Source organism: Serratia sp. Je.1.23.a, from assembly GCF_051129805.1.
In the GTDB taxonomy this organism is placed as follows: Bacteria; Pseudomonadota; Gammaproteobacteria; order Enterobacterales; family Enterobacteriaceae; genus Serratia; species Serratia liquefaciens.
The window spans coordinates 137,088-153,748 of the sequence record NZ_JBCPSR010000007.1; the positions used below are offsets into that span (position 1 = coordinate 137,088).

14 protein-coding genes are annotated in these 16,661 nt (G+C 57.0%); 10 read left to right on the top strand and 4 right to left on the bottom strand.

Annotated elements, in window-relative coordinates; all coding sequences use genetic code 11:
• Positions 1–5: 5 nt before the first annotated feature.
• Entirely contained in the window at positions 6–1,019 is a 1,014-nt protein-coding gene (locus AAZT04_RS21240) for a TRAP transporter substrate-binding protein (RefSeq protein WP_197821500.1), read from the bottom strand.
• Between the two features lie 322 nt (positions 1,020–1,341).
• Between AAZT04_RS21240 and AAZT04_RS21245 the strand changes: the two genes are divergently transcribed.
• Positions 1,342–2,790 (top strand): alpha/beta hydrolase, encoded by a 1,449-nt coding sequence (locus tag AAZT04_RS21245; protein WP_434681636.1) that lies wholly within the window; start codon positions 1,342–1,344, stop codon positions 2,788–2,790.
• Here AAZT04_RS21245 and AAZT04_RS21250 read toward each other — a convergent pair.
• Together AAZT04_RS21250 and AAZT04_RS21255 are read right to left on the bottom strand one after the other, a co-directional pair.
• The gene (locus AAZT04_RS21250) at positions 2,787–3,536 is read right to left on the bottom strand and encodes an NAD-dependent epimerase/dehydratase family protein (RefSeq protein WP_197821501.1); all 750 of its coding nucleotides are present in this window, start codon (positions 3,534–3,536) and stop codon (positions 2,787–2,789) included. The two genes, AAZT04_RS21245 and AAZT04_RS21250, sit on opposite strands and share 4 nt — an antisense overlap.
• A gap of 91 nt (positions 3,537–3,627) precedes the next feature.
• Positions 3,628–4,491, bottom strand: coding sequence for a LysR family transcriptional regulator (locus tag AAZT04_RS21255; RefSeq protein WP_434681639.1), 864 nt, complete (start codon positions 4,489–4,491; stop codon positions 3,628–3,630).
• A gap of 114 nt (positions 4,492–4,605) precedes the next feature.
• Between AAZT04_RS21255 and AAZT04_RS21260 the strand changes: the two genes are divergently transcribed.
• The 4 genes from AAZT04_RS21260 to AAZT04_RS21275 all read left to right on the top strand — a co-directional run bounded on the left by AAZT04_RS21260 (position 4,606) and on the right by AAZT04_RS21275 (position 10,430).
• Positions 4,606–5,364: an SDR family NAD(P)-dependent oxidoreductase gene (locus tag AAZT04_RS21260; RefSeq protein WP_197821503.1), complete on the top strand. Its 759-nt coding sequence runs from the start codon at positions 4,606–4,608 to the stop codon at positions 5,362–5,364.
• A 262-nt stretch (positions 5,365–5,626) separates the two neighbouring features.
• Positions 5,627–7,489, top strand: a complete 1,863-nt coding sequence (gene bglF, locus AAZT04_RS21265; RefSeq protein WP_434681641.1) for a PTS beta-glucoside transporter subunit IIABC — start codon at positions 5,627–5,629, stop codon at positions 7,487–7,489.
• 14 nt (positions 7,490–7,503) lie between these two features.
• The gene (locus AAZT04_RS21270; protein WP_020824716.1) at positions 7,504–8,907 is read left to right on the top strand and encodes a glycoside hydrolase family 1 protein; all 1,404 of its coding nucleotides are present in this window, start codon (positions 7,504–7,506) and stop codon (positions 8,905–8,907) included.
• A 128-nt stretch (positions 8,908–9,035) separates the two neighbouring features.
• Entirely contained in the window at positions 9,036–10,430 is a 1,395-nt protein-coding gene (locus AAZT04_RS21275) for a carbohydrate porin (protein WP_041414092.1), read from the top strand.
• 3 nt (positions 10,431–10,433) lie between these two features.
• Here AAZT04_RS21275 and AAZT04_RS21280 read toward each other — a convergent pair whose 3' ends face one another.
• The gene (locus tag AAZT04_RS21280) at positions 10,434–11,033 is read right to left on the bottom strand and encodes an HD domain-containing protein (protein WP_041415142.1); all 600 of its coding nucleotides are present in this window, start codon (positions 11,031–11,033) and stop codon (positions 10,434–10,436) included.
• A 112-nt stretch (positions 11,034–11,145) separates the two neighbouring features.
• Here AAZT04_RS21280 and AAZT04_RS21285 point away from each other — a divergent pair, with 112 nt between their 5' ends.
• From AAZT04_RS21285 to uhpB, 5 genes are all read left to right on the top strand, one after another.
• Entirely contained in the window at positions 11,146–11,610 is a 465-nt protein-coding gene (locus AAZT04_RS21285; protein WP_048759426.1) for a MarR family winged helix-turn-helix transcriptional regulator, read from the top strand.
• A gap of 157 nt (positions 11,611–11,767) precedes the next feature.
• Positions 11,768–12,193 carry an organic hydroperoxide resistance protein gene (locus tag AAZT04_RS21290; RefSeq protein ID WP_004934114.1) on the top strand — a complete coding sequence of 142 codons (426 nt, stop codon included), beginning with the start codon at positions 11,768–11,770 and terminating at the stop codon, positions 12,191–12,193.
• 224 nt (positions 12,194–12,417) lie between these two features.
• Positions 12,418–14,112 (top strand): kdo(2)-lipid A phosphoethanolamine 7''-transferase, encoded by a 1,695-nt coding sequence (eptB, locus tag AAZT04_RS21295; protein WP_048759427.1) that lies wholly within the window; start codon positions 12,418–12,420, stop codon positions 14,110–14,112.
• Between the two features lie 366 nt (positions 14,113–14,478).
• Positions 14,479–15,069 (top strand): transcriptional regulator UhpA, encoded by a 591-nt coding sequence (gene uhpA / locus AAZT04_RS21300; protein WP_046374769.1) that lies wholly within the window; start codon positions 14,479–14,481, stop codon positions 15,067–15,069.
• Positions 15,069–16,604, top strand: coding sequence for a signal transduction histidine-protein kinase/phosphatase UhpB (uhpB, locus tag AAZT04_RS21305; RefSeq protein WP_048759428.1), 1,536 nt, complete (start codon positions 15,069–15,071; stop codon positions 16,602–16,604). Before uhpA ends, uhpB begins: the two co-directional genes overlap by 1 nt.
• The last annotated feature ends 57 nt before the right edge of the window (positions 16,605–16,661 follow it).

Here is a 16,661-nt window from a genome sequence, read left to right on the forward strand (position 1 = left end):
GCGCGTTACGGCTGCGCTGCGGCATGAATGGCGTCCAGCACCGCTTTGGCCTGTGGATACTTAGCGGTAAATGCCGCCTGCAGCGGCAGGGTTTGCTGGCGGAAATAGTCGCGGTCGGTTTCGCTGAAAATCACGCCGGCGGCTTTCAGTTTTTCCATGGCCTGAATTTCTTTTTCCGCCGCAATTTTGCGTTCATAAAGGGTGGCTTCGTTGGCCGCGGCCAGCACCTCGTCACGCAAGTCTTGCGGAATGCGCTGGAAAGCCGCATGGCTGATGGTGGCCACTATCGGGTTATAGATATGACGGGTCAGCGTGGCGTTTTTGGCGATCTCGTAATACTTGCTGGTGTACACCGTGGCGGCATCGTGTTCCACGCCGTCGATCACTCCCATCTGCAGTGCGGAGTAAACCTCACCGCCGGGCATTGGGATTGCCGTAGCGCCCATGCTTTTCAGCGTGGCGATGAAATTGGGGGCCGGGAGCACCCGCACCTTCATCCGATTAAGATCCTGCGGCGACTGCAGCGGTTTTTTACTGTAAATGTTGCGTGCCCCCAGGCTGAAACCGTAACCCAGCACCTTGATGTTGCTCTGTTTGGCCAACATGGCGCTCAGCAGTTGGCCTGCCTGGCCGTCGAGCGCCCGGCCCAGTTGTTGGTTGTCATTAAACAGATAACCCAGATCCAACACGCCGATCTCCGGCACCAGCGTGGCCCAGATGGAAGTCCCGGAGATCATCATGTCGATCGCGCCGATGCGCACCTGCTGCACCGCATCGGCTTCTTTACCGAGCATGCCGTTCGGGAAATAGTTAAGGGCGATTTTACCCGGCAGACGCTGCTCCAAATTCTGTTTGAAACGGTTGAACCAGATAGCGTGTGCGGAGTAGCCATCGTCGGGTAACGATGAATAAACCCGCAGGTTGACTTCGGCGGCGTTGGCGCGCAACGGCAGGGTAAACAGCATAAATAACAACGTGATAAACAGGCGCGGCGTTAAGCGGCATGTCATTGATTTCATGAGCCTGGCTCCCGATCGCAGACAGCCTGCGATGCTGGTGGTGAAGATGATTCCCCTGCTGGGCAATGCGGTAGGGACAGGGGGGAACGGGACGATACTTTGTGTCTTAATCTTTAACTGTAACGTTTTAGTGTATCGTTACAGAAAACCTACAAACATTCGGTTGGCAGATCAATTTTTATCCGTGAAAAAGGTCGGGAAATGCGCGTTCTGTGAGCAGGCTCTAAAAATAGGCGGGTAGAAGTTGGCGGTCAGTGAGCTGCCCCTGCGGGCGTTTAGCTTCTATAATCGCTGCTGGATAACCGTGAATTCAGGAGTGAGCATGCCTTCCAGGGCGATAATTAAATGGACCAAACGACTGACGATAGTGGGCGTCACCGTCTTGCTCACGCTGTTTGCGGTGCGGGTTTACGATACTCAGCGCGGCCCTGCGTTGGAGCCGTGGCATACTTTTGTGCCGCACGAGTTGTCGGCCGCCGAGCTGGATAAAACCAACTGGCAAGGTTATCTGGCCGCAGAGAGCCTGGTGTTTGACGAGGTGAAAGTTAACGTCACGGACAAACTCTCCGCCAGCGAACGCATTCCGCTCAACCGTTATTTTGACGGCAGCCCGGTCTACCCGGAACATTTTGCCCACGACTGGAACCGCTCCTACGAATTGCTGCCGCAGGGCGAACCCCGTGGTGCGGTGGTGCTGCTGCACGGCCTGACAGATTCGCCTTATAGCCTGCGGCATATCGCTGAGAACTACCGGCAGCAGGGGTATGTGGCGGTAGGTATTCGCCTGCCGGCGCACGGTACGGTGCCGGGGGCACTGACCGATATTGAATGGCGCGACTGGCTGGCGGCAACGCGTTTAGCCGTGCGCGAGGCGCGCAGCAAGGCCGGAGGCGACAAGCCGCTGCATATCGTGGGCTTTTCCAACGGTGGTGCGCTGGCGATGAAGTATGCGTTGGATGCGCTGGACGATCCGCAGTTGGCGGCGCCGCAGCGGTTGGTGTTGATCTCACCGATGATTGGCGTGACCAGTTTTGCCCGTTTCGCCGGTATTGCCGGCTGGCCGGCGGTGTTTCCGGCGTTTGCCAAAGCGGCCTGGCTCGGCGTCCTGCCGGAGTTTAACCCCTTCAAATACAATTCATTTCCAGTGAACGGCGCGCGTCAGTCTTACCTTCTCAGCAACGGTCTGCAACAGCAAATCGCTCGGGCAGCGCGTGATGGCAAGCTGGACAAATTGGCGCCGGTGCTGACCTTCCAGTCGGTAATGGATTCGACCGTCAGTACGCGGGCGGTGATCCGCGCGTTATATAATGAATTGCCGGCTAACGGCAGCGAACTGGTGCTGTTTGACGTCAATCGTACGGTAAACTTTGGGCCCTTGCTGCGACCCAATGCGGCGGCGGCGGTCAGCCAACTGTTGCCTGCACCGCCGCGCCGTTATCAAACCACGGTGATTGCCAACGCCTCGCCCGAGAGTAGCGAAGCCATTGCCAGTGTGACAGCGGCCGGAGAAACGACGCAAAGCGTACAGCCACTGGGCATGACCTATCCGGCGGACATCTATTCGCTGTCGCACGTGGCACTGCCATTCCCGGTGAGCGATTCGCTTTATGGCCGCTTCCCGGCTCAGCGCGGCGAGTTCGGCATCAGCCTGGGTACGCTGGCAGCGCGTGGCGAACGTTCGGTGCTGGTGGTCGATCTGGATTCACTGATGCGCATTGCCTCTAACCCGTTTTTCCCTTATCTGCTGCAGCGCATCGATAGCAAGCTTTAGTCGAAACCGAGGATGCTGAAGGCATCGTCCTGCGGGTAGTAGCCGAGCAGGCGGGTGGTTTCCTCCAGCGACAGGCGCTTATAGCGGTTGTTGGAAACGCCGTGCACCACCGCATGGTGCACGCCTTCAATGCGCAGGCAGCGTTCGAGCAGATCGGCGGCGTCGCGATGGCTGAGGAAGGCGCTCATATCACGGGCGCTGAGTTGTTCACCGCGTTCCAACGTGGTGAAGTTGGCGATGCGTACCGACAGTGAAGACAGCCCCTCCTGATGGGCAAAGTAGGCGGCGATACCCTCGCCAAACGCTTTGCTGACCCCGTACAGATTTTTCGGCTTGGGCGCGTCCTGCGGTCGAATTTGGTAATCCAACGGATAGCCCTCCACCGCCTGCGCGCTGCTGGCGAACACCACGCGTTTGCAACCGGCGTCCTTCGCCGCACGGAAGATATTGAAGGTGCCGAGGATATTGTTGTCCATCAGTGAATTGCAAAAATCGGCATCGGGGGAAGGATCGGCCGCCAGGTGCAGTACGGTATCGATATTGGCGCAGGCCGCCCGGCAAGCTTCGATATCGGCGATATCAAAACTGATGATCTCGTCGTCCGGCTGCAGATTGTGCAACAGGCTGACGTCTCTTTCCGCCAGCCGCAGCTGATAGCGATTGCCAACGGACTGACGTAATGCCGTAGCGACCCGGCCGCCCGCGCCGGTAATCAGAATTCGTCCAAACTCAGTACGCAAAGTCATGATCTCAGCTGTCCCTAAAGTGAATTACGCGGTGATCAGTAATAATCCCCTGCGTGACTTTTGTCCAGTATCAATTAGCCTTGCTGATGTTTTATGTCGCCAATGGGCATTTTTTTTCGATGGTATCCGCCAGAAAAGTCATCACTGCGCGTACGGCAACGGACCGCGCCAGATCGGGATAAGTGACCAGCCACAGCTCGCGAGTTGGCGCGGCGATGGGGGTGGGTAAAACCACCAGATCTGGGTCGCTATCGGCGACAAACGTCGGCAATACCACGGCACCTAGCCCAGAACGCGCGGCTTCTTGCAGCGAGAACAGATCGCTGGCCTCAAAAACAACCGGGCGGCCCTGCAACAGCTGCTGCAGCCACTGCTGGTGGGGCTGGTGTTGGTAGTGGTGGTCATAAGCGATAAAGGCCCGTGCGGCTTCCGGCAGGGCTGCGTGCTGCGGCGTGGCGTACAGCGCGTAGCGCATCATGCCGATGCGCTGAACCAGCAGATCCGGTTGTTGCGGACGTACCATCCGCACCGCCACTTCGGCATCGCCACGGTTCAGTTCGGCGATGGCCGACTCGCCGGAGAGTATCAACGTAATATGCGGAAAAGCCTGATGAAATCTCGCAATCTCCGGTGCGATAACCCGTGCGGCTATCGACGGCGGTGCACTGATGCGCACCTGGGTTTGCGGTGTTTCGCCGGCGCCGCGCGCATGACGGACAATGGCGTGGCTTTGGTTTTCAATCTCGGCAGCCAGCCCGGCAATCATTTTGCCATCCTGTGTCAGCGGTGTGCTGCGCGGCAGGCGGAGGATCAGCCGCAGACCGAGCGCTTTCTCCAGTGCCGCGACTCGGCGGCCCACGGTGGCGTGATCATAGCCCATCTCTCGCGCCGCTGCCGACAATGAACCGGTACGCGCCAGCACCACAAAGTGTTTTAAATCCTGCCAATCGAACATCAGTGAATTCCTGCACAGTATCGTTGCAAATTTATGGAATATTCACACAGAGCGGGGTGTGATTCAATGCCGTTATGTTTGAAACCAAATTGAATTATTCAATAAGGTAATCTTATGAATTTGCAACTGCAGGATCGCGTCGCGTTGGTGACCGGCGCCAGTGAAGGAATCGGTGCGGGTATGGTCAGGGTATTTGCAGCGCAGGGCGTTACCGTGGTGGCTACCGCCCGTCGTGAAGATCGCCTGCTGGCCCTGGCAGATGAGATCGCGAAAAGCGGTGGCATACGGCCTTACGTGATTGCGGCGGATATCACCGATGCAGGAGCACTCGACAGCCTGCTTGCTCAGGTGCAGCAACGCTTCGGCACGATAGACATTGTGATTAATGCCGTCGGCGGGGCTCGTCCAACCGCACTGAACGAAGGCGACACGGGTTGGGAAGAGGCTTTTGCCCTGAATTTCACGCCGGCGCGTCGGGTCACCCACGCACTGTTGCCCGGTATGCAGGCGCAGGGATGGGGCCGGATCATCAACATCAGTGGCTCGATGGAGCCGCGTAGTTTAAACGCCGCCACTGCCGCTAAAGGTGCATTGCATCTGTGGGCCAAGGGGCTGGCGGGAGAGGTGGCTGCGCAGGGTATTACCGTCAATACGCTGCAGCCCGGGCGGATTAATAGCAAACAGGTGCGTGAAAAACTGCACCCGACCGACGCCGCGCGCCTGGCATTTATCGAACAGAATATCCCGATCGGCTATTTTGGCGAGCCGGAAGACATGGCTTATCTGGCCGCGTTTCTTTGTTCCCCGCTCGCGCGATATATCACCGGTGCGGTGATCCCGGTAGACGGCGGCATGCACTATTTCGCTCACTGACGCCGTTTTGTACGGCGGATCACAGTTCGGTAATTTGCCGTCGCAAGCTCTTGCCTCGACAAAAAGTCGGGTGGTAACGTCATAGCTCAGCCGATTTAGGGTTGTCACTGCTCAGGCAGGCAAAACCTAAACCTCGTGCTTCTGTCCCCTTCGTGGGTGCAGAGGCCATGAGGTTTAGGTTTTTTTTTGCGCTGAATTCTGTGGCGGCGATTGGCCACCGCTGAGTGGGATTTGGCAGAACGCAGGATTGAAGGATATCGCGATGAAATATGAAGCATTAGCCAGTGAGATTTTGGCCGGCGTCGGTGGCCGCGACAACGTAAAAAGCCTGGTGCACTGCGCCACTCGCCTGCGCTTCAAGCTGCGCGACAGCCGCCGTGCCGACGCCGCCGCCCTGAAAAAAAATCCGGGTGTGATCATGGTGGTGGAAAGTGGCGGGCAGTTTCAGGTGGTGGTAGGCAACCATGTGGCCGACGTCTACAACGCGGTCAATCAGGTGGGCGGCCTGAGCGAGCGTGAGGCGGTGGCGGAAGATGGTGACAAAAAAGACAATCTGTTCAGCCGCTTTATCGACGTGGTCTCCGGCATTTTTACTCCGCTGTTGGGGGTGATGGCCGCTTCGGGGATCTTGAAAGGCTTCCTGGCATTGAGCCTGGCCTGCGGCTGGCTGCTGGAGAGCAGCGGCACCTTTAAAATGCTGTTTGCTGCCAGTGATGCGCTGTTTTACTTTTTGCCCATCATGCTCGGTTACACCGCTGGGAAAAAATTTGGCGGTAACCCCTTCATCAGCATGGCGATCGGCGGTGCTTTGACCCACCCCCTGATGATGGCGGCGTTTGAAGCCGCCCAGCAGCCCGATGCGGTGCGGGAGTATTTCTTCGGTATCCCACTGACCTTTATCAACTACAGCTCGTCGGTCATTCCGATCATATTTGCCGCCTGGATTTCGTGCCGCCTGGAGCCGCTGTTTAACCGGGTGATCCACAGCGCGGTCCGCAACTTTATTACGCCGCTGTTGTGCCTGGTGATCACCGTCCCGCTGACTTTCCTGCTGATCGGCCCGGCGGCCACCTGGCTCAGCCATCTGCTGGCCAATGGCTATCAGAGTATTTACGCCTTTAACCCGATTATTGCCGGGGCGTTTATGGGCGCGATGTGGCAAGTGTGCGTGATCTTTGGCCTGCACTGGGGACTGGTTCCCTTGATGATCAACAACCTGAGCGTGTTTGGCCGCGACACCATGGTGCCTCTGCTGCTGCCGGCCGTGATGGGGCAGGTGGGGGCTACGCTGGGCGTGATGTTGCGTACCCGTGACGCCAAACTTCGGGCGCTGACAGGTTCTGCTATCGGCGCAGGGATTTTTGGTATCACCGAGCCCGCCGTTTATGGCGTGACCCTGCCGAACAAGCGGCCGTTTATTTTCGGCTGTATCGGGGGGGCGCTGGGCGGAGCGGTGATCGGTTATTTCCACACTGCCACCTATTCCTTTGGTCTGGTGAACGTTTTCACCTTTGCGCAGATTATTCCCGCCGGTGGCTTTGACGCCACGGTGTGGGGTGCGATTGCCGGTACCTTGCTGTCGTTCTGCTTTGCGGCGGTGGCCAGCTATCTGTTCGGCGTGGTCCCCGTTGAAGCGGTCGCCGAGCAGGCGCCTGCAGCCCCGCTTAACCGCAAACAATCCGTCGTCAGCCCGATTGCCGGTGACGTATTGCCGCTGGAGCAGGTGAACGACGCGACTTTCGCCAGCGGTTTATTGGGCAAGGGGGTAGCGATTGTCCCATTGCAGGGCCGAGTGGTGTCACCGGTCGCCGGGCACGTGGCCTCATTGTTTAAAACCCGGCATGCCATCGGCATTGAATCGGACGACGGTGCGGAGATCTTGATTCACGTCGGTATAGATACCGTCAAGCTCGACGGGCTGCATTTCAGCGCCTATGTGCGAGAGGGGGATCGGGTTAAGCCAGGCGATCTGCTGATTGAGTTTGACCAGGCAGCGATCCGCGCCGCCGGTTTTGACACCACTACGCCGATCATCATCAGCAACAGCGATGACTACGTCGAGGTGTTGGCCAGTGGCGAGAGCAGGGTGCGGGAGCAGGCGCCGCTGCTGACTTTATTACGTTAACCGAGGAGAAAACCATGAGCAGCAAATTTCCAGACCATTTTCTGTGGGGCGGTGCGGTAGCGGCCAATCAGGTGGAAGGAGCCTATCAGACCGACGGCAAAGGCCTATCGACCTCTGATTTGCAGCCGCAGGGCATTTTCGGCGCGATTGTCCCACGGGTTGACGGCGACAGCGGCATCAAGGACGTGGCGATCGATTTTTATCATCGTTACCCGCAGGACATCGCGTTGTTCGCTGAAATGGGCTTCAAGTGCCTGCGAACCTCCATCGCCTGGACGCGGATTTTCCCGCAGGGCGATGAGGACACGCCGAACGAGGCGGGGTTGGCGTTCTATGATCGGTTGTTCGACGAAATGGCAAAGTACGGCATTCAACCGCTGATCACGCTGTCGCACTACGAAATGCCGTATGGGCTGGTGAAACGCTACGGCGGCTGGGGCAGCCGCAAGACCATCGGCTTTTTTGAACGCTACGCACGCACGGTGTTCGAGCGCTATAAGCACAAGGTGAAGCACTGGCTGACCTTTAATGAGATCAATATGTCGCTGCATGCGCCCTTTACCGGCGTTGGCCTGGCGGAGGACAGCAGCAAGAGCGAAATTTACCAGGCCATTCATCATCAACTGGTAGCCAGCGCCAGGGCGGTCAAAGCCTGCCACGAAATCGTGCCGGACGGCAAAATCGGCAATATGCTGTTGGGCGGTATTGTTTACCCGCTGAGCTGCCGACCGGAGGATGTACTGGAGACTCAGCGCCAGAACCGCGACTGGCTGTTCTTTGGGGACGTGCAGGCCCGCGGTGACTATCCGGCCTATATGCAGCGCTACTTCCGCGAAAACGGCATTCAGATTGAGATCACCGCCGAAGACCGGCTGGCGCTGCGCGAGACCATCGATTTTATCTCCTTCAGCTATTACATGAGCGGCTGCGTCACCACCGACGAACAGCAAAACAACGCCGCCCGCGCCAACATTCTCAATATGGTGCCTAACCCGCATTTGGCCAGTTCGGAGTGGGGCTGGCAGATCGACCCCGTTGGCCTGCGTTATTTGCTGAACGTCTTGTACGATCGCTATCAGAAGCCGTTGTTTATCGTCGAGAACGGGTTGGGGGCCAAGGACCGTATCGAAGCCGACGGCAGTATCAACGACGACTACCGCATCGATTATCTCAACGATCATCTGGTGCAGGTGGCGGAAGCAATCGACGACGGCGTGGAAGTGATGGGCTACACCAGTTGGGGGCCGATCGATCTGGTCAGCGCTTCTAAAGCTGAAATGTCCAAACGCTACGGCTTTATTTATGTCGACCGCGACGATGCCGGTAACGGTAGCCTGGAGCGCCATCGCAAAAAGAGTTTTTACTGGTATCGCGACGTGATCAAAAGCAACGGTAACTCACTGAAAGAAAAAGCCTAGGTTTTACCCATTAACCCGGTGGCAATCACCGGGTCATGACCTTTATCTACTGCTGCCAATGTTTGGGGAATTCTCGCCCAGGGAATGCTGTTGCCCGCAGTCAGCGTAATATGCGGAGAAATATAATAATGAAATACCCATTACCTCACTCAATAACCTGCGCAGGATTACTGTGGATCAGCGTTGGCGCACAAGCGGAAACTTTGCAAACCGCCAAAGACGTGGAGGCGCCAACGGCCCAGTGGCAAGGCGTCGCGCTCGGGTTTGAACCGCCACAACCTGGGTTGTTGGGCGACATGCTGGGGATCAGACCGATCCTGGAAGATCATGGCTTTCACTATAATCTGGGTTATCTCAGCCAGCTTTCCTATAACGCCGGCGGTGGATATAACCACGACAGGCAGGCGTCCTATATTGATCAGTTCTCGCTGACCTTCAGCCAGGACCTGCAGGCGCTGACCGGCATTCCGGATGCGGCGCTTGAAGGCAATATCGTTAACCGCAACCATGATAACAACCTGACGCGCGACCGCCTGCAGGATCCGCGCGTTAATCCGACCGATTTGTCCCAGGAAAGTTACGGCGGCCAGTCGATCACTCGGCTGGGGTGGCTGACCTTTAGCCGCAGTTTTCTGGAGCGTCGGCTGCAATGGCGTATCGGCATGATGAACAAGGTGCAGGATTTCGATCAGATCATTCCCTGTGACTTCCAGACGCTGACGCTGTGCGGCGGCAAGTCCGCCAACTCATTGACCTGGTATAACTGGAACGTCCACTACTGGGGTACCACGCTGCAATACAAACTGACCGACGGGTTGACCTTCAAAACCGGCCTGATGGAGCAGAACCCAAGCGCCCCAAGCCGCAGCCATGCCTGGAGCTGGTCGACCAAAGGCAGTAAAGGCCTGTTGCTGCCGATGGAGCTGGAACTGAAAACCCATGCGGTCAATCAGTTGCCGGGGGTATATAACCTGGGAGTGTTGTTCACCAATGCCCGGCAACAAGATTTGTATGAGGGGGTCTCCGGCGGCCCGGGAGCGAGCGATCCAAACGGTTATCGCAGCCATGACCGCACCTGGTTCCTGTACAGTGGTTTTAACCAACAGCTAACGCGTCATCCGGATGATGCCAATCGGGGTCTGAGCCTGTTCTACAGCCTGGGATTGGCCGATCCGCGTTCCAACTATATGCATTACTCCACCTCCACCGGTATTCGCTACCGCGGATTGTTTGACGCGCGGCCGGACGATTGGCTGGGCCTGGGCGTTTCAATGGTCAAGTTGAGCGACCATTACCGGGACAATCAGCGTTACCTGAATCAACTCAACAACGCCACCGCGTATAACGATCCCAATTTCCGCCCGGTACCAGGGCATTCCGTGACGGCAGAACTCTACTATCGCTTTAACGTCACCCCCTGGCTGCAGCTGCAGCCGGGCCTACAATACTGGCATCATCCGGGGGGCGTAAGTGAAACGCAGGATGCCTGGGTGACGGCGTTGAAAACCGTGGTGACCTTCTGAGGATTACGCCGCATCGCTTTCCCGGTAACGCTGGCGTGCATGTTCGAACCAGCTTGCCGGGACGTTATGCGGCGGCAACAGCAGCTTTTCCAGACCCTGCTCGACGATATGGTTGGCCTGGCGCCACAGTGTCGGGTCGCCTTCGGTCAGCACTTCCAGCAGCCGCTGTTTTTCTATCAAATAAGTGCGCGCAAAATGGCTGTCGAATTCCAGCAGTGAACGGGTGTTGTCGATCAGATCGGCCAGTTTGATGGTTTTGGCCTGCGGTGAAGCGTTGGCGCTGTGCCGTCGATCGCGGTTTTTACGTTCGAAGCGGTTACCGCCGCCGGTGCCGCTGACGTTGGTCAGCATTGCCACCAGTTCTGCCACCTTTGGCCCAAAATGGCTCTCGATATCGCCGAGGGTGGTGGGCGTGTCTTCCACCGTGTCGTGCAGCCAGGCGGCAGCCAGCATTTCCTCGCTGTGCGGCACGCTGCTGACGATTTCCATTACCGCCTGCGGATGAACGATGTAGGGGTCATTGGTGTATTTGCGGCGCTGATCGATAGCCGCATGCGCCTTGGTGGCGTAGCGGCGTGCGCGTTCTACCAGTGTGGTTGTCATATCCTTTTCCTCCGGCACAGCACCCTGCTGTGGCATCCCCTGCATTAAAAAAGGTAGCATACCGATTAAAAAATAGCTTGCGATTACATCGTGCGCTATCTATATTCAAAACATGAATAGTAAAAACCCTGAACACCCCGTTGCGAAAAACCTGCTGCTGCTCGATCAGCAGATGTGTTTTGCCCTGTACTCCGCCAATCTGGCGTTGCACAAGGTGTATCGCAAGCTGCTGAGCCAGCTTGATCTCACCTATCCGCAATATTTGGTGATGCTGGTGCTGTGGGAGCGTGACGAAATCACGGTTTCGGACATCGGTGAGCGGTTGTTTCTTGATTCCGCCACGTTGACGCCGCTGTTGAAGCGGCTCGAGACGGCAGGGCTGTTGTTGCGTTACCGCGCCACGACCGACGAGCGACAGGTGATTATCGCCTTAACCGACGCCGGGCGCGCGCTGCGTGAAAAAGCGCAGGCGGTGCCGGAAGCCGTGATGTGCGCCACCGATTGCAGCCTCGATGAAATCGTTAATATCAAGCAGCAGCTCGAAAAGCTGCGCGGCAAGCTGATAGATCAGATTTGAAGAACGGCTGCCAGACGCAGGATCGGCGATCCTGCGCTACACTGAAATAAGTGGGTAATTTAAGTAGTGCGCGATTTAATCGTGAAAGATAGACCTATGATCGGGTTCAGCCAACTGGATCCGATATGATGCCTCCAACCAAAAGAAGGAATGATTTATGTCGATTGAAAAAGTTGTTTACCGCGCTCATGCCACAGCAACCGGTGGCCGCGATGGCCGTGCGACCTCATCCGACGGCGTGTTGGATGTCAAACTGGGCGTGCCGAAAGAAATGGGTGGCGCGGGCGGTGAAGTCACTAACCCGGAGCAGCTGTTTGCTGCCGGTTACTCGGCCTGTTTCCTCGGCGCGCTGAAGTTTGTTGCGGCGAAAGAAAAGGTGAAAATTCCTGCCGAAGCCAAAATTGATGGCACCGTCGGCATCGGTGAAATCCCCAACGGTTTCGGTATCGAAGTGCAACTGGATATCAGCCTGCCGGGTATCGAGCGCAGCGTGGCGGAAGACCTGGTGAAAAAAGCCCACGTGGTCTGCCCTTATTCCAATGCTACCCGCGGCAATATTGATGTAACGCTTAACGTTAAGTAAGACTTTCGCCAACGTCACGGAAAAAGGGGAGGGTTATTATCCCTCCCTTTCTCGTTCTGCCCCGCCTTTACACTTCTCACAAAAAATGAAAAAAATATCCGTTTCTTGAGAATTCTCTTGATTATTACCCCCGAAATAGCGCTTATTGCCGATCGGCTGAACCTGAAGCCGCATTGAATGTCTGACTGATTCAGAACTGTTACCGTCCGGAGCCACCGCGTTACATGAACAAAGTTAAATCGCTTTCACAGCAGAATTTATCGTTATTGTTAGCGATTTATATCGGCATCTTTTTAAACCTTTCCGTTTTCTATCGTCGCTTTGATTCGTTTTCGCACGGCATTCAGGGGATTAAGGTTATTTCTGCGGTAACCGAGGTTATCGCTATCGTGCTGTTTACCTTCTTTATCATGCGGCTGGTCTCGCTTGGTGGCCGGCTGTTTTACCGTATTGTTGCTTCGTTACTGGTGCTGATTTCCGTTGCCGCCAGCTATTACATGACGTTCTTCAACGTGGTGATTGGCTACGGCATTGTGGTTTCGGTCATGACTACGGATATCGACCTGTCAAAAGAAGTGGTCGGCTTGCACTTTGTATTGTGGATGCTGGTGCTCAGCGCCTTGCCGCTGCTGTGCATTTGGAAAAACAACCTGCGCTACACGCTGATCGAACAGCTGAAAACCCCAGGGCACCGGGTGAAACCGCTGGTGGTGTTGGTGGCGGTGGTGGCGCTGGTGTGGTTGCCGCTGCGTATGTTGGACAGCGAACAGAGCGCGCAGGAAAAAATCACCAATGTGGATTTGCCGAGCTACGGTGGCGTAGTGGCGCACTCCTATTTGCCATCCAACTGGCTGTCTGCGCTGGGGCTGTTTGCCTATACCCGGTATGACGAAAGCCAGGATCAGGCCAATTTGTTCGACCCGGCCAAGAACTTTACCTATGTGCCGCCGGCCGATATCGATGATACCTACGTGGTGTTTATTATCGGTGAAACCACGCGCTGGGATCACATGGGGATACTGGGTTACGACCGTGACACCACGCCACGCCTGTCCAAAGAGAAAAACCTGGTGGCGTTCCGTGGTGAATCCTGCGATACCTCGACCAAACTTTCTCTGCGCTGCATGTTCGTGCGTGAAGGCGGTACCTCAGACAACCCACAGCGTACGTTGAAAGAGCAGAACGTGTTTGCAGTGCTGAAGGATCTGGGCTTCACCTCGGAGCTGTTCGCCATGCAGAGCGAGGTCTGGTTCTATAACAATACCGAAGTGAACAACTATTCGTTCCGCGAAATGATCGCCTCCGAGAAACGCAATGACGGTAAATCGGTTGACGACATGCTGTTGGTAGACGAAATGAAAGAGTCGCTGGCCCGCTATCCGCAGGGCAAGCACATGGTGATCCTGCACACTAAAGGTTCGCATTACCTCTATTCACAGCGTTATCCACGCAGCTACGCGCGCTACCAACCGGAGTGTACCGGCGTCGACAATTTCTGTTCTAAAGAGCAACTGGTTAACGCCTTCGATAACTCAGTGTTGTATACCGACAGCTTTATCGCCAACGTGATTGATCAGGTGCGTGAGAAGAAGGCAATTGTGTTCTATTCGTCCGATCACGGCGAATCTATCGGCGAGAATTCGCACCTGCACGGCACGCCGCGTGAAATGGCACCGCCGGAGCAGTTCCGCGTACCGATGATGGTATGGGCATCCGATAAATTCCTGGAAGATCCTCAGCATCGCGGGGCGTTTGAACAACTTCAGGCCCAACAGCGCGTGGGTAAAACCCACCGTCATGTAGAGCTGTTCGATACCATTCTCGGCTGCCTCGGATATACCTCGCCGAACGGCGGCATCGTGGCGAAAAACAACTGGTGTAATATTCCGCAGGAAAAATTGCCGGCGGCACAGTTGTAACCTCTGCAATACCGGGCGCACTGCGCCCGGTAAAATCTGTTAATACCTTCCCTTCATCAATTAATCCGGCTCAGGCTTGCGGTATATACCCGTCATCTTTCAACTTGCAGCGTTGTTACCTGCTTACAAGACCCGTCCGTGGGTCTTGCCCCTTCGGGGCTGCTGCAAGCAGCGTTCAAATCTGTTCCCGACAGATTTGTTGTTCACCCCAGTTACTGTAGGGGGCGAATAAATTCGCCCCGATTAATGCGGGCGCAGCATGCGGCGCCCCTACAGTACCTGGAGATGAACGAGCTGGGCGCCTAGCTGCAACTTGAAAGCTATAGGGTATACTTGGGCACTTTCCCCCTCGAACCGGAGATTTCCATGACCTTGCGCGTGGCGTTTATTGACGATCATGACATTGTGCGATCGGGCTTTGTGCAACTGCTGTCGCTTGAGGCGGATATTCAGGTGGTGGGGGAGTTCAGTAGTGCTGCTCAGGCGCGCGCTGGGTTACCAGGCTTGGAGGCGGAAATCTGCATCTGCGATATTTCGATGCCGGATGGCAGCGGGTTGGATTTGCTGGCGGACATTCCCTCGGGTATTCGGGTGGTGATGCTGTCGATGCATGACAACCCGGCGCTGGTGGAAATGGCGCTGGAGCGTGGCGCCTGTGGCTTCTTGTCCAAACGCTGCAAGCCGGAAGATTTGATCACCGCGGTGCGCACCGTCGCCAGCGGTGGCGTGTACCTGATGCCTGAAATCGCCCAACAGCTGGCACGGGTGAAGGTGGATCCCCTCACGCGTCGCGAACGCGAAATCGCGCTGTTACTCGCCCAGGGGCTGGAGGTACGGGAGATTGCCGTCGCCCTGGGGCTATCGCCGAAAACGGTCCACGTGCATCGCGCCAATCTGTTCGCCAAACTGGGCATTAACAATAACGTCGAACTGGCGAAGCGGATGCTGAATCTGTGATGCAACGCCTGATCACCCAACTGGCGCTGTTTTTCATTTATGCCACCAGTGCGTTTTGCCTGTGGGGCATCGGCACCGCGCTGATCGACCCACCCTGGCAGGCGCTGCTGCTGTTCCCGTTTGGCCTGCGCCTGGGCATTCTGCTGCAAAGCCCTTACCGCTTCTGGCCGGGGATCTTGCTGGCCGACCTGCTGCTGATGGTATTGCTGGCGGATCAGTTCGGTTACGGGCCGGCGCTGTGGGCTTCGGTGGTGGTGCTGGTGTTGACGGTGCTGCTTAGCCTGGTCGCGTCCCCGTGGCTGCTGCGTCATCAACAAAACGACAGCGAATGGCAATGGCCGCTGATGCAGGGCGCGGTGGTGGCGGTCGCCGCACTGCTGCAGGCGCTGGTGTGGCAGGTGGTGAACGGCGAGGGCGCACGGGCGCTGTTGCTTGGGCTGGCGGGTGGCTTCACCATCGCCCCGACCTGCCTGCTGCTATGGCACTATCTGGCGCGGCAAATCTGGGTACCGCTCGAACCGGGCCTGATCCATAAACCGGTGACGCTGCGGTTACGGCATCTGGCTACCTATCTGCTGCTGTTTGCGCTCAGTATCTGGCTGCAACAGCAGGTGAATGCCGCCGAACTGCGCCGCTTTGCGCCGTTTTGTCTGGCCATCCCGATCGTCTTCATGTCGTACCGTTACGGTTGGCAGGGGGCGTTGTTGGCGACGCTGCTCAACGGCGTGGTGTTGGTCGCCAACGAGCCACCGCAGCCCGAGTCGCATCGCGACCTGCTGTTGTCGCTGCTGGCCCAGAGCCTGACCGGGCTGCTGCTTGGTGCCGGCATTCAACGCCAGCGTGAGTTGAACCAGCAGCTACGGCTGCGATTGACGGAAAACCGCCAGTTGGCGCGCGCGCTGGTGACGGCCGAAGAGCAAACCCGGCGGGAGGTCGCGCGTGAGCTGCACGATGAAGTCGGCCAGACCATCACCGTTATCCGTACCCAGGCCAGTATTATCAAGCGTCTGGCACCACAGCCGCCGGTGATCGGCTGTGCAGAAGCGATAGATACGCTGGCGCTGCGGGTGTATGACGGCGTTCACGACGTGCTGACTCAGCTGTGGCCCGCCGCCCTGAATAACCTGCCGCTGTCGGCCGCGGTGGCGGCGATGTTGCGTGAGTCGCTACCGCAGGATACGTCGCTGGTGAGCACGATGCAGTGGCAGGTGCCGGATGAACTGCTGGATGAAACGCTGAAAATTACCCTGTACCGGGTTTGCCAGGAGGGGGTGACCAACGTCTGTCGCCATGCTGCTGCCAGCCGCATTGAGCTGGACGCGCGTCTTCGTCACCGTAAAGGGCGACCACCGCAAATCCTGCTGACCATTCGCGATAACGGCATCGGTATCGATTTGGCCGACCATGAGCCGGGTTACGGCCTACGCGGCATGCAAGAGCGCATTAGCGCACTGGGAGGCCAACTGCGGCTGACGTCGGAGCATGGCACCTGTTTGAATGTGATCTTACCCACAGTTTCAACGGTAGAAGCGTAAAACTAGGAAATACTCCTAACTGCGTCGGGAATCCGGCGTAAGCCATTCGCGCGCGCG